The sequence below is a fragment of the Nonomuraea corallina genome (assembly GCF_027620315.1).
In the GTDB taxonomy this organism is placed as follows: Bacteria; Actinomycetota; Actinomycetes; order Streptosporangiales; family Streptosporangiaceae; genus Nonomuraea; species Nonomuraea corallina.
The window spans coordinates 49,367-75,474 of sequence record NZ_JAPNNL010000014.1 but is presented as its reverse complement, the minus strand read 5'-3'; the positions used below and the strand labels follow the sequence as shown (position 1 = coordinate 75,474).

Annotated in this window: 25 protein-coding genes; 18 read left to right on the top strand and 7 right to left on the bottom strand. The window is 70.8% G+C overall.

Annotated elements, in window-relative coordinates:
- Both OUY22_RS06185 and OUY22_RS06180 read left to right on the top strand, forming a co-directional pair.
- On the top strand, positions 1–880 hold an 880-nt coding region (locus OUY22_RS06185), incomplete at its 5' end, for a transporter substrate-binding domain-containing protein (RefSeq protein ID WP_270153795.1).
- Positions 881–935: 55 nt separating this feature from the next.
- On the top strand, positions 936–1,910 hold the full coding sequence (locus tag OUY22_RS06180) for a malate dehydrogenase (protein WP_270153794.1): 975 nt from the start codon (positions 936–938) through the stop codon (positions 1,908–1,910).
- A gap of 240 nt (positions 1,911–2,150) precedes the next feature.
- Here OUY22_RS06180 and galE read toward each other — a convergent pair whose 3' ends face one another.
- Entirely contained in the window at positions 2,151–3,098 is a 948-nt protein-coding gene (gene galE / locus OUY22_RS06175) for a UDP-glucose 4-epimerase GalE (RefSeq protein WP_270153793.1), read from the bottom strand.
- Between the two features lie 86 nt (positions 3,099–3,184).
- On the opposite strand from galE, the gene OUY22_RS06170 reads away from it, so the two are divergent.
- The 4 genes from OUY22_RS06170 (at position 3,185) to OUY22_RS06155 (ending at position 6,903) form a co-directional block, all read left to right on the top strand.
- Positions 3,185–4,498: a hemolysin family protein gene (locus OUY22_RS06170; RefSeq protein WP_270153792.1), complete on the top strand. Its 1,314-nt coding sequence runs from the start codon at positions 3,185–3,187 to the stop codon at positions 4,496–4,498.
- Positions 4,499–4,512: 14 nt separating this feature from the next.
- Positions 4,513–5,517, top strand: a complete 1,005-nt coding sequence (trpS, locus tag OUY22_RS06165) for a tryptophan--tRNA ligase (protein ID WP_270153791.1) — start codon at positions 4,513–4,515, stop codon at positions 5,515–5,517.
- 44 nt (positions 5,518–5,561) lie between these two features.
- Entirely contained in the window at positions 5,562–5,804 is a 243-nt protein-coding gene (locus OUY22_RS06160; protein ID WP_270153790.1) for a helix-turn-helix domain-containing protein, read from the top strand.
- Between the two features lie 148 nt (positions 5,805–5,952).
- Positions 5,953–6,903: a YihY/virulence factor BrkB family protein gene (locus tag OUY22_RS06155; RefSeq protein ID WP_270153789.1), complete on the top strand. Its 951-nt coding sequence runs from the start codon at positions 5,953–5,955 to the stop codon at positions 6,901–6,903.
- Here OUY22_RS06155 and OUY22_RS06150 read toward each other — a convergent pair.
- Positions 6,898–7,998: a D-alanyl-D-alanine carboxypeptidase family protein gene (locus tag OUY22_RS06150; protein WP_270153788.1), complete on the bottom strand. Its 1,101-nt coding sequence runs from the start codon at positions 7,996–7,998 to the stop codon at positions 6,898–6,900. The genes OUY22_RS06155 and OUY22_RS06150 overlap by 6 nt on opposite strands.
- Positions 7,999–8,087: 89 nt before the next feature.
- On the opposite strand from OUY22_RS06150, the gene OUY22_RS06145 reads away from it, so the two are divergent.
- A complete protein-coding gene (locus OUY22_RS06145) occupies positions 8,088–8,315 on the top strand; it encodes an SCO4848 family membrane protein (protein ID WP_270153787.1) in 228 nt (75 codons plus the stop codon).
- Here OUY22_RS06145 and OUY22_RS06140 read toward each other — a convergent pair.
- Both OUY22_RS06140 and OUY22_RS06135 read right to left on the bottom strand, forming a co-directional pair.
- On the bottom strand, positions 8,292–9,638 hold the full coding sequence (locus tag OUY22_RS06140) for a PP2C family protein-serine/threonine phosphatase (protein WP_270153786.1): 1,347 nt from the start codon (positions 9,636–9,638) through the stop codon (positions 8,292–8,294). The genes OUY22_RS06145 and OUY22_RS06140 overlap by 24 nt on opposite strands.
- Positions 9,639–9,698: 60 nt before the next feature.
- Positions 9,699–11,087 carry a peptide ligase PGM1-related protein gene (locus OUY22_RS06135; RefSeq protein WP_270153785.1) on the bottom strand — a complete coding sequence of 463 codons (1,389 nt, stop codon included), beginning with the start codon at positions 11,085–11,087 and terminating at the stop codon, positions 9,699–9,701.
- 503 nt (positions 11,088–11,590) lie between these two features.
- Between OUY22_RS06135 and OUY22_RS06130 the strand changes: the two genes are divergently transcribed.
- Entirely contained in the window at positions 11,591–12,826 is a 1,236-nt protein-coding gene (locus OUY22_RS06130) for a M20 family metallopeptidase (protein ID WP_270153784.1), read from the top strand.
- 50 nt (positions 12,827–12,876) lie between these two features.
- Here OUY22_RS06130 and OUY22_RS06125 read toward each other — a convergent pair whose 3' ends face one another.
- Complete coding sequence (locus OUY22_RS06125; RefSeq protein ID WP_270153783.1) at positions 12,877–14,763, bottom strand: Xaa-Pro dipeptidyl-peptidase; 1,887 nt, start codon at positions 14,761–14,763, stop codon at positions 12,877–12,879.
- A 278-nt stretch (positions 14,764–15,041) separates the two neighbouring features.
- On the opposite strand from OUY22_RS06125, the gene OUY22_RS06120 reads away from it, so the two are divergent.
- From OUY22_RS06120 to OUY22_RS06095, 6 genes are all read left to right on the top strand, one after another.
- Entirely contained in the window at positions 15,042–16,112 is a 1,071-nt protein-coding gene (locus OUY22_RS06120; RefSeq protein WP_270153782.1) for a BMP family lipoprotein, read from the top strand.
- A gap of 88 nt (positions 16,113–16,200) precedes the next feature.
- On the top strand, positions 16,201–17,745 hold the full coding sequence (locus OUY22_RS06115; RefSeq protein ID WP_270153781.1) for an ABC transporter ATP-binding protein: 1,545 nt from the start codon (positions 16,201–16,203) through the stop codon (positions 17,743–17,745).
- Positions 17,745–18,884, top strand: coding sequence for an ABC transporter permease (locus OUY22_RS06110; RefSeq protein WP_270153780.1), 1,140 nt, complete (start codon positions 17,745–17,747; stop codon positions 18,882–18,884). The genes OUY22_RS06115 and OUY22_RS06110 overlap by 1 nt, the downstream gene beginning before the upstream one ends.
- Positions 18,881–20,143, top strand: a complete 1,263-nt coding sequence (locus OUY22_RS06105) for an ABC transporter permease (protein WP_270153779.1) — start codon at positions 18,881–18,883, stop codon at positions 20,141–20,143. Before OUY22_RS06110 ends, OUY22_RS06105 begins: the two co-directional genes overlap by 4 nt.
- An 11-nt stretch (positions 20,144–20,154) precedes the next feature.
- Positions 20,155–20,550 carry a cytidine deaminase gene (locus OUY22_RS06100; protein ID WP_270153778.1) on the top strand — a complete coding sequence of 132 codons (396 nt, stop codon included), beginning with the start codon at positions 20,155–20,157 and terminating at the stop codon, positions 20,548–20,550.
- Positions 20,550–21,824 (top strand): thymidine phosphorylase, encoded by a 1,275-nt coding sequence (locus OUY22_RS06095; protein WP_270153777.1) that lies wholly within the window; start codon positions 20,550–20,552, stop codon positions 21,822–21,824. The genes OUY22_RS06100 and OUY22_RS06095 overlap by 1 nt, the downstream gene beginning before the upstream one ends.
- Here the strand turns inward: OUY22_RS06095 and OUY22_RS06090 are convergent.
- Both OUY22_RS06090 and OUY22_RS06085 read right to left on the bottom strand, forming a co-directional pair.
- A complete protein-coding gene (locus OUY22_RS06090; RefSeq protein ID WP_270153776.1) occupies positions 21,814–22,809 on the bottom strand; it encodes a hypothetical protein in 996 nt (331 codons plus the stop codon). The two genes, OUY22_RS06095 and OUY22_RS06090, sit on opposite strands and share 11 nt — an antisense overlap.
- 32 nt (positions 22,810–22,841) lie before the next feature.
- A complete protein-coding gene (locus OUY22_RS06085) occupies positions 22,842–23,234 on the bottom strand; it encodes a MarR family winged helix-turn-helix transcriptional regulator (protein ID WP_270153775.1) in 393 nt (130 codons plus the stop codon).
- A 148-nt stretch (positions 23,235–23,382) separates the two neighbouring features.
- On the opposite strand from OUY22_RS06085, the gene OUY22_RS06080 reads away from it, so the two are divergent.
- Genes OUY22_RS06080 through OUY22_RS06065 form a run of 4 tightly spaced genes read left to right on the top strand, consistent with a single transcriptional unit; the run spans position 23,383 to position 26,028 of the window.
- Positions 23,383–23,958 (top strand): AMIN-like domain-containing (lipo)protein, encoded by a 576-nt coding sequence (locus tag OUY22_RS06080; RefSeq protein WP_270153774.1) that lies wholly within the window; start codon positions 23,383–23,385, stop codon positions 23,956–23,958.
- A 4-nt stretch (positions 23,959–23,962) separates the two neighbouring features.
- Complete coding sequence (locus tag OUY22_RS06075; protein WP_270153773.1) at positions 23,963–24,316, top strand: cupin domain-containing protein; 354 nt, start codon at positions 23,963–23,965, stop codon at positions 24,314–24,316.
- Between the two features lie 30 nt (positions 24,317–24,346).
- Positions 24,347–25,420 (top strand): adenosine deaminase, encoded by a 1,074-nt coding sequence (locus OUY22_RS06070; RefSeq protein WP_270153772.1) that lies wholly within the window; start codon positions 24,347–24,349, stop codon positions 25,418–25,420.
- A complete protein-coding gene (locus OUY22_RS06065) occupies positions 25,417–26,028 on the top strand; it encodes a hypothetical protein (RefSeq protein WP_270153771.1) in 612 nt (203 codons plus the stop codon). Before OUY22_RS06070 ends, OUY22_RS06065 begins: the two co-directional genes overlap by 4 nt.
- The last annotated feature ends 80 nt before the right edge of the window (positions 26,029–26,108 follow it).

Below are 26,108 nucleotides of genomic sequence, written 5' to 3'. Positions count from 1 at the left end.
CCGACGGCGGAGGCGGGTCATGTGGTGGGTGGCGTCGGCCGTCGTGCTGTCCATGCTCGCGGCGCTCGCCGCGGTGGCCTTCCTCAACGGCTGGACGCTCGCCCTCGGGCAGGATTCCGGGCCCGGTGCGGACCCGAGGCCGCTGCCCTCCTACACCGGCGTCGCCGAGAAGGCGGCCGGGACCGGCAGGCTCGTGATCGGGGTCAAGGGCGACCTGCCGGGCGTCGGCCTCCGGCGCGGCGGCACGTTCGAGGGCTTCGACATCGACGTGGCCCGTCACCTCGCCGAGGGGCTGGGCGCCCGCGACGTCGAGTTCGTCGCCGTCTCCCCGGCCGGCCGGGCCCGCGCCCTGGCCGAGGGCAAGGTCGACCTGGTCGTGGCGACGTACTCCATCGTCGAGGACCCCCAGGTCACCTTCGCCGGCCCCTACTACCTGGCCCACCAGGACGTGCTGGTGCACAAGGGGCCCATCGACTCCATCCGCGACCTGAAGGGCAAGCGGATCTGCGGCGTCAACAGCCCGTCGGTGGGCGCGGTGCAGGACCGCGTGGACGTGCATCCGGTGCCCGCGAGCAACTACGCCGAATGCATGAACATGCTGCTCAACGGCACCGTGGACGCGGTGCCCGGCGACGACGTCATCCTGGCCGGGTTCGCCGGGCGGGAGAACGTGCGCTTCCGCGTGCTCGGCGCCAAGCTCACCGACGAGCGCTACGGCGTCGGCCTGCGCGCCGGCGACGTGCGGACGTGCAAGGCGCTCTCCGGCGTGGTGGCCGACCTCTACCGCACAGGTGTGATCAAGAAGCTGCTGGCGAAGCATTTCGGCAACGTGGACTTCAGGCCGGAGGCGAAGGTGCCCGCGATGGAAGCCTGCGCATGACGACCGGGTAACATCCGAACGTCAACAGACGAGCTTGCGAGTTAGGGGAAAGGCCATGGCCACGCCCGTAAAGGTGACCGTCACCGGCGCTGCCGGACAGATCGGCTACGCGCTGCTGTTCCGCATCGCGTCGGGCCAGCTGCTCGGGCCCGACGTCCCGGTGAAGCTGAGCCTGCTGGAGATCCCGCAGGCGGTCAAGGCCGCCGAGGGCACCGCCATGGAGCTCGACGACTGCGCGTTCCCGCTGCTGTCCGGCATCGAGATCACCGATGACCCGGCCGTCGCGTTCAACGGCACCAGCGTCGCCCTCCTGGTCGGCGCCATGCCGCGCAAGGCCGGCATGGAGCGCGGCGACCTGCTCGGCGCCAACGGCGGCATCTTCGGCCCGCAGGGCAAGGCCATCAACGACCACGCCGCCGACGACATCCGGGTGCTCGTCGTGGGCAACCCCGCCAACACCAACGCGCTCATCGCCCAGCAGCACGCCCCGGACGTGCCGGCCGAGCGGTTCACCGCGATGACCCGCCTCGACCACAACCGCGCGATCTCGCAGCTCGCCGCCAAGCTCCAGGTGCCGGTGACCGAGATCAAGAACATGACGATCTGGGGCAACCACTCCGCCACCCAGTACCCCGACCTGTTCCACACCGAGGTGGGCGGCAAGTCCGCCGCCGAGCAGGTGGACCAGGAGTGGCTGCGCGAGACCTTCATCCCGACGGTCGCCAAGCGCGGCGCCGCCATCATCGAGGCCCGCGGCGCCTCGTCGGCCGCCTCGGCCGCCAACGCCGCCATCGACCACGTCTACGACTGGGTCAACGGCACCGACTGGACCTCCGCCGCGGTCGTCTCCGACGGCTCCTACGGGGTGCCGGAGGGCCTGGTGTCGTCGTTCCCGGTGCGCGCGGTCGACGGCAGGTTCGAGATCATCCAGGGGCTGGAGCTCGACGCGTTCTCCCGCGAGCGCATCGACGCCTCGGTGCGGGAGCTCGCCGAGGAGCGCGACGCGGTCAAGGAGCTGGGCCTGATCTGAGCCGTGCGCTCGGTGAGGCGCGCGTCCGCGAGGGGCGCGCGCCTCGTCATCTTCCGGCGGTCGCCGGGCAGCTCGACGACGCCGGCACGGCCGTCAGGGGAGCCGGAGTGGCGAACACCACTCCGGCCGCGGCCATCGCGCAACCGGTCACGATGACGGCGCCGAAGAGCGCCTTCGTCACCCTTGGTGAAAAGGTCCTCACATTTCGATATCACAGCACATCTTCGCCCTCCGCAGGGGTCAAATCCCGGAAAGCGCCTCCCAGGCGTCCGCGACGATGTCCCGCAGCTCCGTGCGCTCCGGCTTCCAGCCCAGCTCGCGCTGGATCCGCTCGGAGGAGGCGACCAGCACGGCCGGGTCGCCCGCGCGGCGCGGGCCGACCACGGCGGGGATCTCGTGGCCGGTGACCGCGCGGCAGACCTCGATCACCTCCCGCACGGAGAAGCCGGTGCCGTTGCCCAGGTTGAAGATCTGGTGCTCGCCCTCACGGCACGCGCCGAGCGCCAGCAGGTGGGCCGTGGCCAGGTCGGCGACGTGGATGTAGTCGCGCACGCACGTGCCGTCGGGAGTCGGATAGTCGGTGCCGAACACGCTGACCGACTCGCGCTCACCGGTGGCGACCTTGAGGACATTGGGAATGAGGTGGGTCTCGACCGTGTGGCGCTCGCGGTAGCGGCCGTACGCGCCGGCGACGTTGAAGTAGCGCAGGCTGACCGCCCCCAGCCCGCGCAGCCCGGCGAAGGCCGTCAGCGCGGTGTCGACGGCCAGCTTGGAGGCGCCGTAGGGGTTGGTCGGCCGGGTGGGGGCGCTCTCCGGGATGGGGGAGCTCTCCGGCTCGCCGTACGTGGCCGCGGTCGAGGAGAACACGATCTTGCGTACGCCGCGCTCGTGCATCGCCTCCAGCAGCGCCAGCGTGCCGCCGAGGTTGTTGGCCCAGTAGCGGCCCGGCTTCTCCACCGACTCGCCGACCAGGGACTTGGCGGCGAAGTGGAGCACCGCGTCGACGCCGTCGAGCGCCTGGCCGGCGTCCTCGATCGAGGCCTCCACGAACGTCGCACCGTCCGGCACCGCGTCCGCGTGGCCGGTGGACAGGTCGTCGAGCACGATGACCTCGTGGTCCGCCGCCACGAGCTGCGCCGCGACGACGCTGCCGACGTACCCCGCGCCTCCGGTGACCAGCAGCCTCATGTTGACTCCCGTTCGAATCTGTTTGATTTTGTACGGCTTGCGGTTCAGCATACGCGGGAACGGCCCCGTATACGCTGCCAACCACCATGTTTGACACCGTCGCGGCCAACATCGTCGTGGTTCTGCTGTTCATCCTGGTCGGCGGATTCTTCGCCGCCGCCGAGATCGCCATGGTCTCGCTGCGGGAGAGCCAGGTGCGCAAGCTCGCCCAGAAGGGCCGCCGCGGCGAGCGCGTGGCCAAACTCGCCCGCGACCCGAACCGCTTCCTGTCGGCGGTGCAGATCGGCGTCACCGTCGCGACCATGCTCTCGGCGGCGTTCGGCGCCGACCGGCTCAGCGTGCAGCTCCTGCCGGTGCTCGAAGGCTGGGGCGTGCCCGCCGCCCTCGCGTCCGTGCTCGCGCTGGTGCTGGTCACCCTGGCCATCTCGTACGTCTCCCTCGTGCTCGGGGAGCTGGCGCCCAAACGCCTCGCGCTCCAGCGGGCCGAGGGCCTGTCGCTGATCGTCGCCCCCTTCCTGGACCGCCTCGCCGGGCTGTCGCGGCCGGTCATCTGGGCGCTGTCCAAGTCCACCGACGGCGTCGTCCGGCTGCTCGGGGGCAACCCGCAGGCCGACCGCGAGGAGGTCACCACCGAGGAACTGCGCGACATGGTCGTCGGCCACGCCGAGCTGACCCCCGACGAGCGCAACCTGATCGCCGAGGTGTTCGCCGCCGGCAAGCGGCAGCTCCGCGAGCTCATGCTGCCGCGCACCGAGGTCGAGTTCATGGAGGCCGACACGCCCCTGGCCGAGGCCGCGGTGCTGGCCGCCGCGCTGCCCCACTCGCGCTTCCCCGTCTACCGCGAGTCCTACGACGAGGTCATCGGCTTCGTGCACGTCAGGGACCTGCTCGACCCCGTGCTCACGGGCCGCACCGAGCCGCTCAGCGAGCTGGTGCCGATCCGCCCCGCCAAGTTCGTGCCCGCCTCCAAGCGGCTGCTCACCACGCTGTCCGAGATGCGCGACGAGGGCCAGCACATGTGCATCGTCATCGACGAGTACGGCGGCACCGCGGGCATCGTCACCATGGAGGACCTGGTCGAGGAGCTCATCGGCGACATCAGGGACGAGTACGACGTCGTGGACGAGTCCGTCATCCTGCCCACGGGCGCGATGGAGATCGACGGCCTCACCAACCTCAACGACTTCGCCGACGAGACCGGCATCCGCCTGCCGGACGGCCCGTACGAGACGCTGGCCGGCTTCGTCATGGCGATGCTCGGCCGCGTGCCCGAGGTGAACGACTCCGTCGACGTGGACGGCTTCGAGCTGACCGTCATCGAGCTCGACGGCCGCAGGATCGCCAGGGTGAGGGTGAAACGCCGCCCCGTCGCCGAGTCGCCGCCCGAAGCTGATTCCTGACACAATGGAGGGCTATGGCCAGACCTCGTGTTCTCTCCGGCATCCAGCCCACCGCGGACTCCTTCCACCTGGGCAACTATCTGGGTGCGGTCCGTCAGTGGGTCACGCTGCAGGAGACCCACGACGCGTTCTACTGCGTGGTCGACCTGCACGCGATCACCGTGCCCACCGAGCCGGCCGCGCTGCGCCGCCGCACCCGCGTGGCCGCCGCCCAGCTCTTCGCCGCCGGGCTCGACCCGGAGCGCTCGACGGTGTTCGTGCAGTCCCACGTCCGCGAGCACGCCGAGCTGGCCTGGATCCTCACCTGCCAGACCGGCATGGGCGAGGCCGCGCGGATGACGCAGTTCAAGGACAAGTCGGCCCGCTACGGGGAGAGCGCGGCCAGCGTCGGCCTGTTCACCTACCCGATCCTGCAGGCCGCCGACATCCTGCTCTACCAGGCCGACAGCGTGCCCGTCGGCGCCGACCAGAAGCAGCACCTGGAGCTCACCCGCGACCTCGGCCAGCGCTTCAACCACCGCTTCGGTGACACCTTCACGATCCCTGAGCCGTACATCCTGAAGGAGGTCGAGAAGATCACCGACCTGCAGGACCCGTCGGCGAAGATGTCCAAGTCCTCCTCCAGCCCCGCGGGCATCCTGGACGTCCTGGAGCAGCCGGGGCCGCTGCGCAAGAAGATCATGCGGGCCGTCACCGACACCGAGACCGAGATCCGCTTCGACGAGGAGAACAAGCCGGGCATCTCCAACCTGCTGCGCATCCAGTCCGCGCTGACCGGCACGCCCATCCCCGACCTGGTGGCCCGATACGCGGGACAGGGTTACGGGACCTTCAAGAAGGAAGTGGCCGAGGCGGTCGTCGACGCCTTCGCGCCGATCCGCGAGCGCACCGAGAAGCTGCTGGGCGACGAGGCGGAGCTGGACCGGATGCTGGCGGTGGGGGCCGAGCGCGCCCGCGCGGTGGCCGGGAGGACCATGGCCGAGGTCCGCGACCGGGTGGGCTTCCTGCCGACCTCCTGACCTCCGGCGAGTGCCCGCACGGGAGCGGGTGAAGGGACCGTGTGATGTCGCCTGCCGACGTCGAGGGACACGCCATCGCCGTCCACCTGGACCGGCTGCTCGCCGAGCGCGGCATGACGCTGACCGAGCTGGCCGAGCGGGTGGGGGTGACGCTGGTCAACCTGTCCATCCTCAAGAACGGGCGGGCGAAGGCGGTCCGGTTCAGCACGCTGACCAAGCTCTGCGAGGTGCTCGGCTGCCAGCCGGGCGACCTCCTCGCGTACGAGCCCGAACGCCCCCGCCACTGACCGGTCTCCGCCGCCGAGCCGCCCTGCGGCACATCTGCAATCTGCCGAAGATCACCGCAGGCTTGGGTGGCCCGTCCGAGGGGAAATCCGCCGGTGCGGAATGATCGCCGGAGGGATATGAACGTCGCCTCCAGGGCAGGTCTGGGGCGTGAGCACGAGCCTGGCAGGGCGGATCCGGTCCGCGAAGAACCGGGGCGGGCGGATGGTGGAGGGCTGGCGCGTGCGCAGGCCGTCCGTCGACCACCTGATGAAGACGGTCCGGCGTTACCAGGCGCAGTCGGGCGACCGGCTGGCTGGCGCGGTGACGTACTTCGCCTTCCTGTCCTTCTTCCCGCTGATCGCGCTGGCGTTCGCGCTGCTGGGATACGTGGTGACGGCCAGCGAGGCGGTGGCCACGGCGCTGGAGACGGCGATCGTGCAGCGGCTGCCCGGCCTGGCGGGAGCGATCGACCTGAACGCGATCAAGGACGCCAAGGCGACCGCGGGCGTCATCGGCCTGCTGGGCCTGCTCTACGCGGGGCTGGGCGCGGTGGACGCGCTGCGGGGGGCGCTGCGGGAGATGTCCATGACCACCTCGCCGCCGCTCTCGTTCGCCCTCGGCAAGCTGCGCGACCTGGTCTCGCTGATCCTGCTGGGCGTGACGCTCATCGTGTCGGTGCTGGTGGGCGGGCTGGCGACGCAGGCCACCAAGGTCGTGGCCGACTTCCTGTTCGGCGGCGCCGCGCCTCTGGTGACGGCCGCGACCGGGTTCGTCGGCGTGGTGGGCAGCGTCGCCGCCGACTGGCTGCTGTTCATGATCGCGTTCGGCTGGGTGGCCAGGCCGGCGCAGCCGTTCCGGGTGCTGGCGCAGGGCGCGCTGCTCGGCGCGATCGGGTTCGGCCTGCTCAAGCAGCTCGCCTCGCTGCTGCTCGCCTCGACGCTGTCCAACCCGGTCTACGGCGCGTTCGCGGTGGTGGTCGGCCTGCTGCTGTGGATCAACTTCTCCGTCCGGCTCATCCTGTACGTGGCCGCGTGGACCGCCACGGCCGGAGGCGCGCCGCCGCCCGCCCCCTCGCCCGTGCCTTCGACGGACGCGCCGGAGCCCGCCGACGCGTCATAGCCTGCTGCGCTTGCGGTACATGCCGTAGCCGAGCCAGGCCAGCCCGAACAGCAGGGCGCCGCCGATCACCAGCGAGCCGGTCGTGCGGGTGCCGTCCGTCTGTTCGGAGGCCGCGGTGTCCGTCATCGGCTCGCGGGTGGGCTTCGGGGTCGCATCGGGCGTGACGGCCGGCGCCGCCTGCTGGACCGGCTCGTCGGGCAGCGGGTCGACGAGCTGCCCGACGGGCGTCACCTTGCCCCGGGCGGCGAAGCCCCAGTCGAGCAGGTCGGCGACCTCGTCCCAGAAGTAGCCCTCGTGCTTCATGATCGACACGATGATCGTGTGGCCGTTCCTGGCGGCCGCGCCGACGAACGTGCTGTGCGCCTTCGACGTCCAGCCGTTCTTGACCCCGATCATGCCCGGGTAGCGCCAGAGCAGCTTGTTGTGGTTGCTGATCTCGTACCACTTCTTCGGCGCGGGGAACCTGGCCGTCTTCGTGCTCACGTACCGCCGGAAGTCCGGGTTGGACAGGCCCGCCCTGGCGATGAGCGCCAGGTCGTACGCGGAGCTGCTCTGCCCCGGCTTGTCGAGGCCGCTGGGGGTCTTGGCCACGGTGTCGTTGGCCTGGAGCCGTTTCGCCTCGGCGTTCATGTCGCTCATGGTCTTCGCCAGGCCGCCGTTCGCCTCGGCCAGCGCCATGGCCGCGTCGTTGCCGGAGGACATCATCAGGGCCCTGAACAGGTCCTCGACCTTGTAGATCGGTCTGGACTGCAGCCCGACCGCGCTACCCTCCTGATTGACGGCGTTGCGGCTCGGCTTGACCTTGAGGTTCTTGTCGAGCTTGGTGATCAGCGTGGCCGCGGTGAGCATCTTGAGCGTGCTCGCCGGGCGGTAGCGGCCGTGCGGGTCCTTCGCCGCCAGCACCTGCCCCGTCTCGAGGTCGGCGATCACGTACGAGGTCGCCTTGGTCTTCGGCGGCGCCTTGAACCCGCCGGGCTTGACCAGGCCGCGGACGGCCATCAGGTCGCCGCCGACAGGCGGCGGGGTCGGGGTGGCCTGTGCCGCCCCGGTGAACGTCACCGCCGCAAAAAGTGCCGTGATAGGCACCAGTTTCATCCACATCGCGAACTCAGCGTAGCTTCGTGTCGTCGCCCATGTGCCGACACATCCCCCGAAGATCCGCTTCAGATACTAGAGAGATGGTCATGTCACGAAAGATCGCCGGATTCCTTGTCGCGCTGGGCGCGTTCATGGTGGTCGAGTGGATCAACCTGGGATTCAACCTCGCCGACGGGCACGACACGGGCTTCTACGTGGTGCACGGGATCCTCATCGTCGTCAACGTCGTGCTGGGGATCGTGCTGGGCGTGATCGGCTGGCGCGGCCTGCGCGCCCGCGGCCGTGACAGGTCAGCCGGCCTTGGCCAGCAGTAACGCGATGTCGTCCCGCTTGTCCGCCGGGCGCTGCGCGGCGACGATCATGTCGCAGATCCGCTCGATCCCCCGGGGCGGGCCGCTCAGCAGCGAGCACAGGCCGTCCAGCCCCTCGTCGATGCCCTGGTCCCGGCTCTCCACCAGGCCGTCGGTGTAGAGGGCGAGCATGCCGCCCGGCGGCAGGTCGACGGTGTGGGTCTCCCACTCCCCGACGTCGACGCCGAGCGGCAGGCCGGGCGTGACGGACACGGCGGCGGCCCTGCCCGTGGGCTCGACCAGCACCGGCGGCACGTGACCCGCGCTGGCCATGGCGATCTTGCCGGACGCGCGGTCGTACGTCGCGTACAGGCAGGTCGCGATCTGGTCGGAGCTGAGCTGGTGGGCCACGCGGTTGAGCCGGAACAGCAGCTCGGGCGGGTCGAGGTCGAGGCTGGCCAGCGTCTGGGTGGCGGTGCGGAGCTGGCCCATCGTCGCCGCGGCGCGGATGCCGTGCCCCATCACGTCGCCGACCACGAGCGCCGTGCGGTCCTCGGCCAGCGGGATCACGTCGAACCAGTCGCCGCCCACCTCGGCCAGGTCGCTGGCCGGCAGGTAGCGGTAGGCGATCTCCAGGCCGGGGGGCCGCTGCAGCCCGGTCGGCAGGAGGGAACGCTGGAGCATGAGCGCGGTTCGCCGCTCGCGCTCGTACAGCCGCGCGTTGTCGATGCAGATGGCGGTGCGCGCGGCCAGTTCCTCGGCCAGCGGGATGTCCGTCTCCTCGAAGGGGTCGCTGCAGTCGCGGCGCAGCAGCACCAGGAACCCGAGCACGTTGCCCCTGGCCAGCAGCGGCGTGACGAGGAAGGAGCACCCGGGGAGCAGGCGGGCGATGACCGGCCGCTGGAACGCCTGCGCGTTCTCCTCGCCGACGTCGCGGTCCAGCCGGGGCACCAGCACGGTCTCGGCGGTGGCCATGGCCTGCCCCTGCGGGAGGTACGGGGGATAGACGCACACCTCGTCGACCGGGAACGCGTCGTCCCATTCCCACGGGTCGTGCGTCGCCGCGGCCGTGGCCATGCGCCGCACGAGAGCCGAGCCGTCCTTCTTGCGGGCCGGGAACTCCCCTTCGGTGATGAGCCGCTCCTGCACCATGATGCCGCCCGTGTCGGCCAGCCGGGGGACCGCGACGTCCATCACCTCACGGCAGGTCTCCTTGATGTCGAGGGTGCTGCCGATGCGGCTGCTCGCCTCGTTCAGGAAGGCCAGCCGCTCGTGGGAGGCGGCGGACGCGCTCAGACGCAGACGCGCGCGGCTGCGCGGGTCCTTGATCAGAAAGTACGGTTCCACCGGAGCGCCTCCTCCAGCCCATACGTGACTCCGCTATTAATGCACAGATTCGTGGCGGAATCAGCCGCAGAGGGCGCGGCGGGTACGGAGGTGCAACGCGTCCGCCTGCTCACGGGAGTCGGCGATCGAGGTGAAGCCGAACTTGCCGTGCTCGGGGATGGCGCCGAGCAGGTGGAAGACGTTGCCGGTGCGGGTGTCGTGGTCGAAGCCGAGGCCGAGCCGGTCGGCCTCGCGCAGGACGTGCTCCGGGGTGCGGCCGCGCAGGCGCTCGGCCGAGCAGTTGTCGGTGGCCGTGTAGTACTTGGGCCGGCCGTCGGCCATCAGCAGGCCGGTGCCGGGGTCGTAGACGCCGCCGGTGGTGAGCAGCGCGGCCCCGTACGGGTGAGTGGTGCCGCCGATGCGCAGGTTGATCTCGCACAGCAGCGCCGCGTAACCGGCGTCGGTCTTCATGGCGAAGAAGTCCATCCCGAACAGCCCGATCACGCCTTTGGCGGCCAGGGCGCGGGCGATGCGGGCGGCGCAGTCGCCGACCTCGGCGCGGTACTCCGGCGCGGCAGGGAACGTGCAGCCCTGGTAGACGTGGTTGTTCGCGCCGCCGAGCACCTGGTCGTGGGTGGCGAGCACGTCGTAGTGCCCGCCGGGGGTGATGCCGGCCAGCGCGCTCGGGTGGTAGAGGGGCCGGTGCTCGATGAACTCCTCGACGACCGCGCCGCGCTCGCGGACCTTCTCGGCGAAGGTGGCCCAGGTCTCGCCCGCGGCGGCGAAGCTGGTGCCCGGCAGGTCGCCCCGGGGCACGATGGCGTTGCCGAGGCCGGAGTAGGCGTCGTTCACCTTGACGATCAGGCGCTCGCCGGGCAGCGACTCGATCGCGTCCTCGATGTCGGCGATCGTGTAGAGGTCGCGGAAGCCGCGCGCCATCGGCACGCCGGCCTCGGCGCCGATCTCCCGCGAGCCGCTCTTGGAGCCGTAGTAGGCGAACGACGTGGCCGGACCGTAGATCGGCACGCCGAGTGACGAGGCGAGTTCCTCCTCCAGTTCGCTCAGCACGAAGGGCACCAGCCAGGCGTCGCCGTCGATCGCCGCCTTCAGCTGCCGCACGACGTCGGGACGGGAGAGTAACGTCCGGGTGAGGGGCTGGGCGTCGTGGGTGTCGAGGCTGATCAGGGTCAGCCTCTTGGCGGCCGCCTCCGGGTCGGGCAGGAAGCCGACGTAGTAGTCGACGATGACGGGGTCGATCGGTGCCGACGACAGGTAGATCACTTTCACGCCGGGTTCGCGCAGCGTCATCAGCAGGAAGAGCAGGCGTTCCTCGTAGCATCGCGCGCCCGTGATGCTGCGCAGCTCATCCTGGGGGAGGGAGAGCGAGGGCACGACCACCAGGGTCCCCTCGCCCGGCTCGAAGATGCTCAACCCAGCATACTTCTCCCCGAACGGGATGTTAGTGATCATAATGCGAGTGAAACACGCATTTCCCCCAAATGCAGCCATCGCGGTAGTGTGATGACCATGGCCGAAAGTGACACGATTCGGAATCGGCCACCACGTTTGGGAGTGGCGGCCCCGGGTGACGATCTAATGATCCCTTGTGACCGTTTTCGGGTCACGTAATCTGTCACTCTCGGTGACCGTCGATGGTTACGGGCATGTCGTCGGCTAACTTTTGGTGTAGTCGTCAGCAAGAAGCCCCATGAGAGCGATAAGGTCGGAGCATCGCCAGGTTCCACGGCCGACCGCTGTGATCCGGGCTGTAGCGGTTGTCCTCAACAGGCGACCGAGAGTCGTGCCCCGCGCTGACGATCCCCGATGACCTCCGGGTGTGCGGCAATCGTGACCGGCCGGACGGCTGCTCCGACAGAACAGTCGACCACAGTGGGACAAGTACGAAATACGGCGCTATTAGCCGTGCGATCTGGGCAGTAGACGACGCACGGCACGGGACGGGATGGTGACTGATGCAGGGGCGTGAGCTTCGAGGGGAACTCGACGCGTTCCTGGCGGAGACCGAGCAGGATCTCGTGGCGTTCCGCCGTGACCTCCACATGCATCCAGAGCTGGCCTTCGCTGAATACCGCACGACCCAGCGGATCGCCGAGCGGCTCGTGGCCGCGGGGCTGACCCCGACGGTGCTCCCGCGCGGCACCGGCCTCATCTGCGACGTGGGCAGCGGCGACGGCCCCACCATCGCGCTGCGCGCCGACATCGACGCGCTGCCGCTCCAGGACGAGAAGGACGCGCCCTACCGCTCCACCGTCCCCGGCGCCTGCCACGCGTGCGGTCACGACGTGCACACCACGATCCTGCTCGGCACCTCGCTCTTCCTCGCCCAGCAGGCCGCCGCCGGGCTGCTGCCCGGCCGGGTGCGCCTGATCTTCCAGCCCGCCGAGGAACTGCCGGGCGGCGCGCTGGAGGTCATGGCCCACGGCGGCATCAGCGGCGTCGACCGCATCTTCGGCCTCCACTGCGACCCCCGGGTCGACGTGGGCCAGCTCGGGCTGAAGAGCGGCCCGATCACCTCGGCCTGCGACAGGGTCGTCATCCGGGTGTCCGGCCCCGGCGGTCACACCGCCCGCCCGCACCTCACCGCCGACCTGGTCTTCGCGCTGGCCAAGGTGCTCACCGAGCTGCCCGCCGCGCTGTCCCGCAGGATCGACCCGCGCTCCTCGCTCAGCCTCGTCTGGGGCCGGGTCGAGGCCGGCACCGCCGCCAACGCCATCCCCGACGACGGCGTGGCCGAGGGCACGGTCCGCTGCCTCGACGAGGACGCCTGGCACGCCGCGCCCGACCTGATCAAGGCGCTGCTGGAGTCGGTCGCGAGCGCGTACGGCATCGAGGCCACGATGGAGTACACCCGCGGCGTGCCGCCGGTGGTCAACGACGAGGACTGCGTGCAGATGCTGGGCGAGGCCGCGGAGCGCGCCCTGGGCGCGGGCGCCGTGGTGCCCACCCCGCAGTCGCTCGGCGGTGAGGACTTCGCCTGGTACCTGGAGTCGATCCCCGGCGCGTTCGCCCGGCTCGGCACCCGCTCGCCGGAGACCGGGGTCACCTACGACATCCACCAGGGCACGTTCGACATCGACGAGCGGGCGATCGCGATGGGCGTGCGGGTCATGGCCACGACCGCGCTGACCGCCCTGTTCGAGAGCAGCCACGTGCCGGCGGCGGACGAGATCACCTCCGCGCTGGCCTGACGAGCGCAGGACGGCGGCGGGAGACCCCGGTCTCCCGCCGCCGTCGCGTGTCAGGAGATCCTGCCGAAGACCACCGGCAGCCGCACCGACGAGTGGCCGGGCGACAGCGTCACCTCGGTGCCCGCCGGGTAGCGCAGGGTGTAGTCGTGGTCGGTCGAGATGATCACGACGCCGATCCTGTGCCCCTTCTTGAACAGGTAGTCCTGGGGCTGGAAGTCCCAGGAGAACGTGTACTCCTTGCCCGCCCGGATCGGCTCGGACCGGTCGTCGGCCTTCCGGTTGCGCACGTCGAGCCAGCCCCGGCTGACGATCTTGTACGGGGTCTCGGCCGTGCCCAGCCTGCGCAGCACCGTGCAGCCGGTGTCACCCGGCACGCCCTGGCCGTAGCAGTACTCCTGGCCCGTCGACACCAGCCTGCCGTCCGGCCGCGTATCGGTGCCGTAGTCCACGAGCAGCGCGGTCAGGAACGGCGAGGCGCCGTTCCGCATCGAGGCCCGCACGCTGACCGTCGGCGTGCCGGAGATCCGCACGTCCGTCGGCAGCGCGCCGGTGAGGTACGCCAGCCGGTTCGGGTCGGCGGCCGGGGCGTTCTCCACCAGCTCCTCCGCCGTGCGGGTCTTCTGGTCCACGAACGACTCGCGCGCCGAGAGGGGACGCGGCAGCAGGCCGAGCTTCGAGCCCGAGCCCATCCACAGCCGCACCGGCGCGGCGCCCGGCAGCGGCCACGACCGGTGCTGACCCCACACGCCCGCCTCGATCTCCACGTCCGCCTGCGGCTCACGCATGATCCCGCTGTCGATCCCGTACAGCCAGTGGTCGAACCAGCCGTGCAACTGGCGCAGCCACTCGACGGTGCGCAGGCTGAACGGGTTCATGTGGGTGCCCTGGTGCAGCCAGATCTTGCGCGGCACGTTCCGCTGGGCCAGCGCGTACCACCACTGGGCGGCCTGCTTGGTCTTGACGTTCCAGTCGTTGAGCCCGTGGACCAGGAAGACGCTGGCCCGGACCTTGCGCACGTCGTTGAGGTAGTTGCGGTCGTCCCAGAAGTCGTTGTAGTCGCCGGTGATCCGGTCCTGGGCGGCGGTCAGGTGGTCCATGACCGGCCCGCACACCTCCTGGCCGTTCTCCCGGGTGAGCACGTACTTGGCCAGCACGTCGGCGTCCTCACCCTGGAACCCGCCGGGCGCGACCACGCCGCCGTTGGCCCGGTAGTAGTCGTACCAGGAGGAGATCGCGGCGATCGGCACGATCGTCTCCAGGCCCTTCACGCCGGTCGCGGCCACCGCGTTCGGCAGGGTCCCGTTGTACGAGACGCCGATCATGCCGACCTTGCCGGTGGACCAGGTGGCCTCGACCGGCCGGCCGTCGGCGTCGAAGCCCTTGGCGCGGCCGTTGAGCCAGTCGATGGCGGCCTTGGGCCCGGCCGTCTCGTTGCGGTCGCCGGTGGTGGGGCAGCCGGTGGCGCGGCCGCTGCCGAGGTTCTCGACCAGGGCGACGGCGTAGCCGCGGGGCACGAAGTAGTTGTCGTAGTAGGAGTCGAACGGCTCGCTCGACAGCTTGCTCCTGCCCCGCAGCGTGCTGGGCAGCGGGTTGCCGTGCTCGTCGACGTCCACGACGTGGTTGGCGACGTCGTTGCCGCCCGCGTAGTAGGGGCTGGCCTCCATGATGACCGGGACCTTGAGTCCCTGGTCGGTCTCCTTGGGCCGGAGGATGTCGACGGCGACGCGGTCGGGGCTGCCGTCGTTGTCGCTGTCGGTCCCGGCGACCTCGACGAAGACGGTCTGCTTGATCGCGTCGGCGCGGGAGAAGACCGGTTGGGTCGCGCCTCCCTCGATCGTGATGGCGGGGGTGTCCGCCGACGCCGCGGGGGTCGCGTACGCCATGGTGAGCACCATGGCCGCGGCCAGCGGCGCGGCGATTGCCTTCCAGGGGTGCATGGCTGGACTCCTGAGTGGTGGCCCCGGTTGGGGAATGCCCTGCCATGATCGATCCCCCCGGACCGGATGGCGAGGCCCAAAAATGGGCAAAGCTTTCCGGAGGGCCGGTGACGGCGCATCCAGGTCACAGTCCCGCTTGAGGTCGATAACGGAGCGGTTGCGACCCTGTGTGCCGGTTTGGTATGGCCTGGTCAACCAACTATCTTCCGTGCAGGGTTGCCGTGCATTTCTTCGCGCCTGCGATGAAGTTTGACGGCGGGGAAATGGAAGGAGTCGCCTTGCTCAGCAAGCGATTCGGCAGGTTGGCGACCGGCACGCTGGCCGGTGCCATGCTCATGGCGGCCGCGGCTTGTGGCGGCAGTGGCAGTGGTGGGGACACGACGGCGAGCACCGCGCCCTCCGCGGACACCAGCGCTCCTGCTGGCGGTGCGCTCAAGGTCGGTCTCGCGTTCGACATCGGCGGACGCGGCGACAAGTCGTTCAACGACGCCGCCTACGCGGGCCTGGAGAAGGCCAAGACGGAGCTGGGCGCGGAGATCAAGGAGCTCAGCCCGGCCTCCGACGGCTCCAACCGCGGTGAGCTGCTGACCCAGCTGGCCGACGCGGGCTACAACCCGATCATCGGCGTCGGGTTCGCCTACGGCGAGGACATCAAGAAGGCCGCCGAGGAGTACCCGGAGATCCAGTTCGCGGTCGTCGACTCGGGCTCCAACGCCCCGAACGTGACCGGCCTGCTGTTCGCCGAGGAGCAGGGCTCCTACCTGGCGGGCGTCGCGGCCGCGCACAAGGCCGAGAGCGGCCACGTGGGCTTCGTCGGCGGTGTCGAGAACGACCTGATCAAGAAGTTCCAGGCGGGCTTCGAGGCCGGCGTGAAGTCGGTCAAGAGCGACGCCAAGATCGACGTGAAGTACCTCACCCCCGACGGTGACTTCACCGGCTTCCGCGCCCCCGACAAGGGCAAGGTCGCGGCCGAGAAGATGTACCAGGACGGCGCCGAGATCGTCTACCACGCCTCCGGCGACTCCGGCCTCGGCGTGTTCCAGGCGGCCGCCGCGGCCAAGAAGAAGGCCATCGGCGTCGACTCCGACCAGCGCCAGACGGTCAAGGAGACCAACCTCCAGGAGGTCATCATGACCTCCATGCTCAAGCGCGTCGACGTCGGCGTGTTCGAGTTCGTCAAGGCCTTCCAGGGCGGCGCCAAGGGCGGCAGCGACGTGATCTACGACCTGAAGGTGGACGGCGTCGGCCTGTCCACCACCGGCGGCGAGATCGACGACATCGCCGACAAGATCGAAGCCGCGAAGAAGGACATCGTCGACGGCAAGATCACGGTCCCGACCACCCCGTGATCTGAGGAACGCCTCTCCGAGGGCCCGGCGTCCCGTGACCCGGGCCTTCGGCCTGTATCTGCCCAAGGAGAGATCGAATGAGCGGCCGATGAACGCTGAGATCGCCGCCGCGGTGCCGCCCGCCGTCCAGCTGGAGGGCATCACCAAGCGCTTCCCCGGTGTCGTGGCCAACCACGACATCAGCCTCACCGTCGAAGCCGGGACGGTGCACGCGATCGTCGGGGAGAACGGCGCCGGCAAGTCGACGCTGATGAAGATCCTCTACGGCATGCAGAAGCCGGACGAGGGCACGATCAAGGTGGACGGCCAGGAGGTCTCCTTCCGCACGCCGAGCGACGCCATCCAGGCCGGCATCGGCATGGTCCACCAGCACTTCATGCTCGCCGACTACTTCACGGTGCTGGAGAACATCGTGCTGGGCGCCGAGCCGAGCACCGCCGGTGTGCTCGACAAGGCCGGCGCCCGCCGCCGCATCAACGAGCTGGCCGAGCGCCACGGCCTGCGGGTCGACCCCGACCGGCTCGTGGAGGACCTCGGCGTCGGCGACCGCCAGCGGGTGGAGATCCTCAAGGTCCTCTACCGCGGCGCGCGCATCCTCATCCTGGACGAGCCGACCGCCGTGCTCGTCCCGCAGGAGGTCGACGAGCTCTTCGAGAACCTGCGGGAGCTCAAGGCCGGCGGCCTCACCGTCATCTTCATCTCGCACAAGCTCGACGAGGTGCTCAGCATCGCCGACGCGATCACCGTGATCCGGCGCGGCACCACGGTCGCCAGCGTCGATCCCGCGGGCACCACCGCCCGCCATCTCGCCGAGCTCATGGTCGGCAGCGAGCTGCCCACCCCCGAGACCCGCGAGTCCACGGTCACCGACACCGTCATGTTCCAGGCGTCCGGCCTGACCATGGAGGCGGAGGGCGGCCGGCGGCTGCTGGACGACGTGTCGTTCCAGATCCACCAGGGTGAGATCGTCGGCATCGCGGGCGTCGAGGGCAACGGGCAGTCCGAGCTGATCGAGGCCATCATGGGCATGCGCCAGGTGGGCGGCGAGCTCAGCCTCGCCGGCGAGGACATCGCCGCCTGGCCCACGCGCCGCCGCCGCGAGGCAGGCATCGCCTACATCCCCGAGGACCGCCACCGCCAGGGACTGCTGCTGGAGGCCAGCCTCTGGGAGAACCGCGTGCTCGGCCACCAGACCAGACCCCCGGCCCGCCGCGGCATCTGGATCGACCGGCGCGCGTCCAGGGCCGACACCCAGCGCATCGTCGAGGAGTACGACGTGCGCACCCCCGGCGTCGACACCCTGGCCCTGGCCCTGTCGGGCGGCAACCAGCAGAAGCTCATCGTCGGCCGCGAGATGAGCGGCGACCCCAAAGTGCTCATCGCCGCACACCCCACCCGGGGCGTCGACGTGGGAGCGCAGGCCGCCATCTGGGAACACCTGCGCAACGCCCGCGCCGCCGGGCTGGCCGTGCTGCTCATCTCGGCGGACCTCGACGAGCTGATCGGACTGTCCGACACGCTGTACGTGATCTATCGAGGGCGGTTCGCCGCCCGGCTCGACCCGTCCGGCGTCACGCCGGAGCGGCTCGGCGGTTACATGACCGGTGCCATCACCGGCACTGAGGAGGCGTGATGCCCGCGGGGCTCTTCAGGGCGCTGCTCACCGTCGCCGGCGCCGCCGCGGCCATCGTGCTGGCCATCGGCATCTCCAGCGTGGCGATCGTCGCCGCGGGCGCCAGCCCGGCGGCCGCCTTCGCCGCGTTCTTCGACTTCGGCGCCAGCGAGAAGGCCGTGTCGACCAGCATCGCCGACATGCTCAACCGGGCGGTGACGCTGTTCATCGCCGGCCTGGCCGTGGCCATAGGCTTCCGGATGAACCTCTTCAACATCGGCGTCGAGGGCCAGTACCGCATCGCGGCCATCTGCGCCGCCTTCGTCGGCTCGACGTTCGTCGCCCCCGCGCCGATCCAGATCACGGTGATCATCATCGTGGCGGCGGCCGCCGGCGGCCTGTACGCGCTGATCCCCGCCGTGATGAAGGTGACCCGGGGCGTCAACGAGGTCATCTCCACGATCATGCTCAACTACATCGCGATCAACCTGGCCGCGTACCTGGTCCGCGGCCCGTTCGCCGGCGAGCGGGCCGAAGGGCAGCTCACCACGAGCACGCCCCCGCTGCCCGAGTCGGCGTGGTTCCCGAACGTGAACGTGCTGCTGGAGATGTTCGGCCTGCCCGCGCCGCGTGGCGACGGCCTGTGGGGCTTCCTCATCGTCGCCATCCTGCTCGGCGTCGGGATCTGGCTGGTGCTGGAGCGCACCCGGTTCGGCTTCGAGGTCAAGGCCAGCGGGCTCAACGCGCCGGCCGCGCTCGCCTCCGGCGTCGACCCGAAGAAGATGGTCATCTCCGCGATGGTGCTCTCCGGGGCGGTAGCGGGCCTGATCGGCCTGCCCGAGCTCCTCGGCGACGAGCACGCCTTCGGCTCCAACTTCACTCCCGGCCTGGGCTTCCTCGGCATCGCCGTGGCCCTGCTCGGCCGCAACAAGCCCGCGGGCATCGCGGTGGCCGCGCTGCTGTTCGGCTTCCTCGACCGGGCGCAGGGCCCGCTGCAGTTCGCGGACGTGCCGCCCTCGGTCATCACGATCATGCAGGGCACCATCGTCCTCCTGGTGGTCATCGCCAACGAGGTCACCAGCAGGATCGCGCTGCGGCGCGAGGAACGGCGGGCCGCCCAGGCGCTCGGCAGGAACACTCCCGTTGAGGTGGCAGGATGACCAGGACCCGCAAGTACCATCTGACGCTCATCGGCGTCGCCGCGGCGATCCTGCTGGTGTCGCTGATCCGCCTGATCACCGGAGCCAACGAGATCACCTCGTCCGGCACGTTCGCGGCCGCGCTCATGCTGGCGGTGCCGATCGGCCTGGCCGGGCTCGGCGGCCTGTGGGCCGAGCGGGCCGGCGTGGTCAACATCGGCCTCGAAGGCATGATGGTGCTCGGCACGTGGTTCGCCGGCTGGGCCGGCTACCAGTGGGGGCCCTACGCGGCGCTCGTCGCCGGGCTGCTCGCGGGCGCGATCGGCGGCCTCATCCACGCCATCGCCACCGTCACCTTCGGCGTCGACCACATCATCAGCGGCGTGGCCATCAACCTGCTCGGCCCGGGCGTCACCCGGTTCCTGTCCGAGGTGCTCTACAAGGAGGGCAGCCAGGCCAACCAGGCGGGCGCGGGCATCACCACCTCGCCCGCGCTGTCGTCCGAGGCGCCCGAGCTGAGCCTGCCGCTGCTGTCCAGCGGTCCCGACTGGCTGGGCAGCCTGGAGAGCACCAGGTGGTTCCTGCTCGGCGACCTGGCGGGCATCCTGCGCGGGCTCACGCACAACGTGAACGTGCTGGTCATCCTGGCCGTGCTGATGCTGCCGCTGACGTTCTTCGTGCTCTGGCACACCTCCTTCGGGCTGCGGCTGCGCTCGGCGGGCGAGAACCCGTGGGCGGCCGAGTCGCTGGGCGTGAACGTCTACCGGATCAAGTACATCGCGGTGGTCATCTCCGGCGCGTTCGCCGGGCTGGGCGGCGTGTTCCTGGTCTTCGTCAGCACCAAGTACGTCGAGGGGCAGACGGCCGGGCGCGGCTTCATCGGACTCGCCGCGATGATCTTCGGTAACTGGCGGCCCGGCGGGCTCGCGGCCGGCGCCGCGCTCTTCGGGTACGCCGACGGCCTGCAACTGCGCAGCCAGGGGGCGATCACGTCCTTCCTGCTCCTGGGCGCGATCCTGCTGCTGGTCTACCTCGGCGTCAGGGCCCGCCGCGCGGACGGGCTGTCGGCCCTGACCGTCAAGGACTACACGGCGATGGGCGCCGCCGTGGTGGGCGCGGCCGTGCTCTTCTGGCTCTGGCTGACCGTCGACCGGCTGCCGAACGAGTTCGTCTTCATCACGCCGCACGTGCTCACGCTGCTGGTGCTCCTCGTCGCGTCGCAGCGGCTGCGGATGCCCAAGGCCGACGGCGTACGCTACCGACGGGGGGAACAGCATTGAGCGGGACAGCATTGATCATCGATTGGGACTCTCTGCGTGCCAAGGCCGCGGAGGCCATGCACCACGCCTACGCCCCGTACTCGAAGTTCCCGGTCGGCGCCGCCGCGCTGGTCGACGACGGGCGCGTGGTCACCGGCTGCAACGTGGAGAACGCCTCCTACGGCGTGGGGCTGTGCGCCGAATGCGGGCTGGTGTCCGCGCTGCAGGCGTCCGGCGGCGGCCGGCTGCTGGCCTTCACCTGCGTCGACGGCCACGGTGAGCTGCTCATGCCGTGCGGGCGCTGCCGTCAGCTGCTGTGGGAGTTCGGCGGCGCCGACCTGCTGGTCGAGACCGTCGACGGGCCCAAGCCGATGTCCGAGATCCTGCCGTACGCGTTCGGCCCCGACGACCTGTCCCGGATGTCGTGATGGACGTCATCGAGGTCATCGTCGCCAAGCGCGACGGCGGGGAGCTGACCGGCGCCCAGATCGACTGGGTGATCGACGCCTACACCCGCGGCGAGGTCGCCGACGAGCAGATGGCCGCGCTCGCGATGGCGATCCTGCTCAACGGCATGAACCGGCGTGAGATCGCCGGCTGGACCCGGGCGATGATCGACTCCGGCGAGCGGATGGACTGGTCGGCGCTCGACCGGCCCACCGCCGACAAGCACTCCACCGGCGGCGTCGGCGACAAGATCACGCTGCCGCTGGCGCCGCTGGTCGCCGCCTGCGGCGCCTACGTGCCGCAGCTCTCCGGCCGCGGCCTCGGCCACACCGGCGGCACGCTCGACAAGCTGGAGTCGATCCCCGGCTGGCGGGCCTCGCTCTCCAACGACGAGATGCTCGGCGTGCTGCGCGAGGCGGGCGCGGTCGTCTGCGCCGCCGGGTCCGGGCTGGCCCCCGCCGACAAGAAGCTGTACGCGCTGCGCGACGTCACCGGCACCGTCGAGTCCATCCCGCTCATCGCCTCGTCCATCATGTCCAAGAAGATCGCGGAAGGCACCGGGTCGCTGGTGCTGGACGTGAAGGTGGGCTCAGGGGCGTTCATGAAGACCTCGGAACGGGCCCGCGAGCTGGCCGAGACCATGGTCGCGCTCGGCGCCGACGCGGGCGTGCGCACGGTCGCGCTGCTCACCGCCATGGACCGGCCGCTCGGCCTGGCCGTGGGCAACGCCCTGGAGGTCGAGGAGTCGGTCGAGGTCCTCGCGGGCGGCGGGCCGTCCGACGTGGTGGAGCTGACCGTACGGCTCGCGCGGGAGATGCTGGAGGCCGCCGGGGTGTCCGGCAAGGACCCGGCCGACGCGCTGCGCGACGGGTCGGCGATGGACGCCTGGCGGCGGATGATCGCCGCTCAGGGCGGCGACCCGGACGCGCCGCTGCCCCGCGCGGCCGAGACGCTGACCGTCGAGGCGCCGTCGACCGGCGTGCTGACCCGGCTGGACGCCTACGCGGTGGGCCTGGCCGCCTGGCGGCTCGGCGCGGGCCGGGCGCGCAAGGAGGACCCGGTCTCGGCGGGCGCCGGCGTCACCCTGCACGCCAAGCCCGGAGACCGGGTCACCCGGGGCGAGCCGCTGCTCACCCTGCACGCCGACGACGCCGCCCGGTTCGAGCGGGCGCTGGCGGCGCTGGAGGGCGGCTACGCGGTGGGCGAGACGGCCGGCGACGTGCTGCCGCTGGTCATCGAGCGCGTCACACCGTGATGAACGCGTACAGCGCCCGGTGGTTCGACTTCGTGCTGTTCACCGTGTGGTCGACCGGCGACGGCCGCACGGCGCCCTTGACGAACAGGTAGTCGATCTTCCTGGTGCGCAGGGTGGGCTTGGCGCCGTAACCCGTCATGCCGTAGCCGCCGAGCGTGGTCCTGGCGATGCCCGTGCGATTCGCGTCGATGCCGACGACGCGGATCGTCGAGGCGTTCATCAGCCTCCTGGCGTCCGCGCCGAGCCGGATGCCGGAGCCCGCCAGTCCCGTGTCGCCCGGCCCGGCGCAGGCGTTCCTGCTGTTCTCCTGGGGCAGGTGCATGGAGGCCGCGAACACCGGCGTCCCCGTCGCCCGCATCGTGAACCTCGCCGCGATCGCGCTGGTGCGCTTCCACTTGTGGGCGTACGCGGCGCCGGCGTCGTTGCTCGGCGGCTTGTACAGCGTGCACCCGGCCCCGCCGGCGTACGCGGTGCCCGGCTTCAGCCAGCCCGCGCTCCAGTACTTGGAGGTCTCGGCCAGTTTCAGCGTCCTGGTGTTGTAGATGATCCCGTTGGTCTGACGCTTCTTCAGGTCGCCGAGCGACTGCTGGCTGCAGTGGTGGGACCCGCCCCACCGCTCCGGGTCGTCCCAGGCGACGATCGCCTTGAAGGTGCCCGCCGGGTAGCCGAACTTGGCGGAGAGCTGGTCGGCGTAGGCCGTGGCCTGCCCGGTGCCGCGCACCTGCTGGACGATCAGCAGGTCGGGCGCCCGCACGCCGGACGTGCCCGTCCTGCCGTTGTCGTCGACCAGCATCGAGGTGAGGTGCGCCGGGCCCGAGATCCGGGTGCACGACCCGTCGGCGTTGTTCATCACCAGGTTCTCGATGTTGTCGTTGTAGACCCGGAGGACCTGGGCCGCCTCCCGCGCGTGCGCCGGCGTCGTGACCGCGACGGTGAGCACGGCGGTCGCCGCGACTGCCTTGACTGAGCGGTGTAAAAAGGACATCGCCGCAGCGTACCGGTGAAAGGTCCGGAAGGTCACCGGGCGAGGAGCGGCGCGGCGTCCTCGGCGAAGATCGCGCACAGCACGGCGCGCTGCGTGGGCAGGGCGGCCGCGTGGCGGGCGCGGCCCTCGTCGGTGATGCGCACGAACACGCCACGCCGGTCGGAGTCACAGGCCCGGCGCGTGACGAGCGCGGCCCTCTCCAGGCGGGCCACCACGCGCGACAGCGCGCTCTGGCTCAGGTGGACCTCCTCGCAGAGCTCCTGGATGCGCAGCTTCCTGTCGTGGTGGACGATCCGGTCGAGGACCTCGAACTCGCTGGGCCCCAGCCCGTGCTTGGCGCCCAGCTCGCGCTCCAGCGCGCACATGGCCCTGGCGTGCCGGGCCAGGACGTAGTGCCAGGTGTCGACCGCGAACTGATCGTCCATGCGCGGAGGTTACCACGCCGTAAAGATCTCTGTTAGACGCCGCCGCGCGGGCGCGGAACCTATCGCGCCGGGCGGCTCCGCCTCTCCTCCTGATGCTGATCAGGTCGCCGGGCGCATCGCCGGCGCGGTCACCGGGCATCCAGGTCACATGACCCCGTTCGTACGGGCCGCCGGCGCCTTCCTCGCGTGCGGCGCGGCCCTGATCTCCTGCGGCACGGCGCCCCCCGGCGCGACCTCGGCGGGCAGCGCCACGTCCTCCGCCCCCACCGGCGGGTCGCCCACCGCCACCCCCGTCCCGAGCCCCACCGGCACCGCCCCCCTCCAGGTCGAACGCGACGGCATCGAGCCCGCCACGGTCACCGGGGTGCGGATCGGCCGCCACCCCGCGTACGACCGGGTGGTCGTCGACCTCGACGGCGACGTCCCCGGCTACACCGTGCGGTGGGTCCGCGAGCTGGAACAGGACGGGTCCGGCCGGCCCATCGACCTGAACGGCGGCCACGCCCTGCACCTGCGGCTCACCCCCGCCGACGCCCACACCGAGGACGGCGTCCCCACCTGGACCGGCACCGCCGTGCCCCCGTCGGGGACCGTCACGGCCATCGCCAAGACCGGCGACTTCGAGGGCGTCGTCGGCATCGCCCTGCTGACCGGCGCGGTCAAGGGCTTCGAGGTCCGGGAGCTCACCGGCCCGCCCCGCCTGGTGGTCGACGTGGCACACTGATCGGGTGGTGAGAAAGATCGAAGGACCTGCGCGCGTCCCGGTGCCGGGCGGCAAGCTCATCGACGAGCACGTGGGCCGGGTCAACACCGGCGACGAGGCGGTCTCCATCGCCCACATGGTCGCCCCGCCCGGCTGGGAGGAGCCCGCCCAGACCCCGGAATTCGCCGAGTACACCCTCGTGCTGCGCGGCGCCGTCCTGGTCGAGCACGACGGCGGCACCACCGAGGTGCTCGCCGGCCAGACCCTCGTCACCGAGCCGGGCGAGAGGATCCGCTACCGCACCGGCGACGAGGGCGCCGAGTACATCGCGGTGTGCCTGCCCGCCTTCAGCCCCGATTCCGCCCATCGCGACGAGTGACGCGGCCCTGGTGGCTCGTATCATGGGCGGATGAGTCCCACGATTGACGAGATCCGGCGCGCGCCCAAGGTTCTGCTGCACGACCATCTCGACGGTGGTCTTCGCGCCGAGACCATCGTGGACCTGGCCCGCGACTCCGGCTACGACCGGCTGCCCACCACCGACCCCGGCAACCTGCGCCAGTGGTTCGAGGAGGCGGCCGACTCCGGCTCGCTGGAGCGCTACCTCGAGACCTTCCAGCACACCGTCGGCGTCATGCAGACCCGCGAGTCGCTCGCCCGCGTCGCCGCCGAGTGCGCCGAGGACCTCGCCGCCGACGGCGTCGTCTACGCCGAGGTGCGCTTCGCCCCCGAGCAGCACACCGCCGACGGGCTCACCCTCGACCAGGTGGTGCAGGCCGTGCTGGAGGGCTTCCGCCAGGGCTCCGAAGGGCGCGGCATCCGCGTCGGCACGCTGCTCACCGCCATGCGCCACCAGGCCCGCTCGATGGAGATCGCCGAGCTGGCCGTGCGCTACCGCGACGTCGGCGTCGTCGGCTTCGACATCGCCGGCGCCGAGGCCGGCTACCCTCCCACCCGCCACCTCGACGCGTTCGAGTACCTCCAGCGGGAGAACGCCCACTTCACCATCCACGCCGGAGAGGGCTTCGGCCTGCCGTCCATCTGGCAGGCCATCCAGTGGTGCGGCGCCGACCGGCTCGGCCACGGCGTGCGCATCATCGACGACATCTCCGTCGCCGACGACGGCTCCGCCAAGCTCGGCCGGCTGGCCGCGTACGTGCGCGACAAGCGCATCCCGCTGGAGATGTGCCCCACCTCCAACCTCCAGACCGGCGCCGCCGCGTCCATCGCCGAGCACCCGATCGGGCTGCTGCGCCGCCTCTACTTCCGGGTCACGGTCAACACCGACAACCGGCTGATGAGCTCCACCAGCGTGTCGCAGGAGTTCGCCCAGCTGGTCGAGGCGTTCGGCTACGGCTGGGACGACCTGCAGTGGTTCACGGTCAACGCGATGAAGTCGGCCTTCCTGCCGTTCGACGAACGCCTCGCGCTGATCAACGGCGTGATCAAGCCCGGATTCGCCCAGCTCAAGTGGCAGCCGTGAAACAGGTCTTCCGTTCCAAGACCGCCTACGTCTTCGGCTGGGTCTGGGTCGTGTTCGCCGCCGCCAACGTCGTCGACCTGATCGTCCGCTACAGCGGGAAGCCGTCCCTGGTGGCGCTGGCCGTGCTGGGCGCGCTCACCGCCGTCGTGTACGTCGTCGCCCTGCGCCCGGCCACCGTCCTCACCGAGCCCGGCCTGCTGGGCCGCACCCCGTTGCGGTCCACGTTCGTGCCCTGGGCCGCGGTCGACGACGTGACCGTCTCCCACTCGATCAACGTCACCCACTCCGGCGGGCGGTTGCTGCGCCTGTGGACCCCGATGACCTCGGCCAGGGAGCGCGCCAAGGCCCAGCGCCGCGGCGCCGCCCCCGTACGGCGCGGGCGCTTCCAGACCGAGCCGACGCTGACCAAGGGCGAGCAGGCGGCGGCGGAGGTCTTCGCGGGCAGGACCCACGCCGACTGGGTGGCCGACCAGATCACCGGCCGCGCCGAACAGGCCAGGTTCCGCAAGGAGGAGCCGGGGCCGGTCCGCGTGAGCTGGGCGTACGACTCCATCGCCGCCATCGCGGTGGCACTTGTCCTGATCATCCTCGCGGCCATGGTGCCCTGATCTTGTTTACTCTTCCCGCCGAGTGTTGATTCGGCGGGAACGTGTTATATGACCACTTTTCTGGATAACGGTGCGGCCCG

What these genes read in the sequence shown, in the direction of transcription:
- OUY22_RS06180 (WP_270153794.1), top strand. Translation starts at nt 936, where the DNA reads ATGGCCACGCCCGTAAAGGTGACCGTCACCGGCGCTGCCGGACAGATC.
- galE (WP_270153793.1), bottom strand. Translation starts at nt 3,098, where the DNA reads ATGAGGCTGCTGGTCACCGGAGGCGCGGGGTACGTCGGCAGCGTCGTC.
- OUY22_RS06170 (WP_270153792.1), top strand. Translation starts at nt 3,185, where the DNA reads ATGTTTGACACCGTCGCGGCCAACATCGTCGTGGTTCTGCTGTTCATC.
- trpS (WP_270153791.1), top strand. Translation starts at nt 4,513, where the DNA reads ATGGCCAGACCTCGTGTTCTCTCCGGCATCCAGCCCACCGCGGACTCC.
- OUY22_RS06160 (WP_270153790.1), top strand. Translation starts at nt 5,562, where the DNA reads ATGTCGCCTGCCGACGTCGAGGGACACGCCATCGCCGTCCACCTGGAC.
- OUY22_RS06150 (WP_270153788.1), bottom strand. Translation starts at nt 7,998, where the DNA reads ATGAAACTGGTGCCTATCACGGCACTTTTTGCGGCGGTGACGTTCACC.
- OUY22_RS06145 (WP_270153787.1), top strand. Translation starts at nt 8,088, where the DNA reads ATGTCACGAAAGATCGCCGGATTCCTTGTCGCGCTGGGCGCGTTCATG.
- OUY22_RS06135 (WP_270153785.1), bottom strand. Translation starts at nt 11,087, where the DNA reads ATGATCACTAACATCCCGTTCGGGGAGAAGTATGCTGGGTTGAGCATC.
- OUY22_RS06130 (WP_270153784.1), top strand. Translation starts at nt 11,591, where the DNA reads ATGCAGGGGCGTGAGCTTCGAGGGGAACTCGACGCGTTCCTGGCGGAG.
- OUY22_RS06125 (WP_270153783.1), bottom strand. Translation starts at nt 14,763, where the DNA reads ATGCACCCCTGGAAGGCAATCGCCGCGCCGCTGGCCGCGGCCATGGTG.
- OUY22_RS06115 (WP_270153781.1), top strand. Translation starts at nt 16,201, where the DNA reads ATGAACGCTGAGATCGCCGCCGCGGTGCCGCCCGCCGTCCAGCTGGAG.
- OUY22_RS06110 (WP_270153780.1), top strand. Translation starts at nt 17,745, where the DNA reads ATGCCCGCGGGGCTCTTCAGGGCGCTGCTCACCGTCGCCGGCGCCGCC.
- OUY22_RS06105 (WP_270153779.1), top strand. Translation starts at nt 18,881, where the DNA reads ATGACCAGGACCCGCAAGTACCATCTGACGCTCATCGGCGTCGCCGCG.
- OUY22_RS06095 (WP_270153777.1), top strand. Translation starts at nt 20,550, where the DNA reads ATGGACGTCATCGAGGTCATCGTCGCCAAGCGCGACGGCGGGGAGCTG.
- OUY22_RS06090 (WP_270153776.1), bottom strand. Translation starts at nt 22,809, where the DNA reads ATGTCCTTTTTACACCGCTCAGTCAAGGCAGTCGCGGCGACCGCCGTG.
- OUY22_RS06085 (WP_270153775.1), bottom strand. Translation starts at nt 23,234, where the DNA reads ATGGACGATCAGTTCGCGGTCGACACCTGGCACTACGTCCTGGCCCGG.
- OUY22_RS06080 (WP_270153774.1), top strand. Translation starts at nt 23,383, where the DNA reads ATGACCCCGTTCGTACGGGCCGCCGGCGCCTTCCTCGCGTGCGGCGCG.
- OUY22_RS06070 (WP_270153772.1), top strand. Translation starts at nt 24,347, where the DNA reads ATGAGTCCCACGATTGACGAGATCCGGCGCGCGCCCAAGGTTCTGCTG.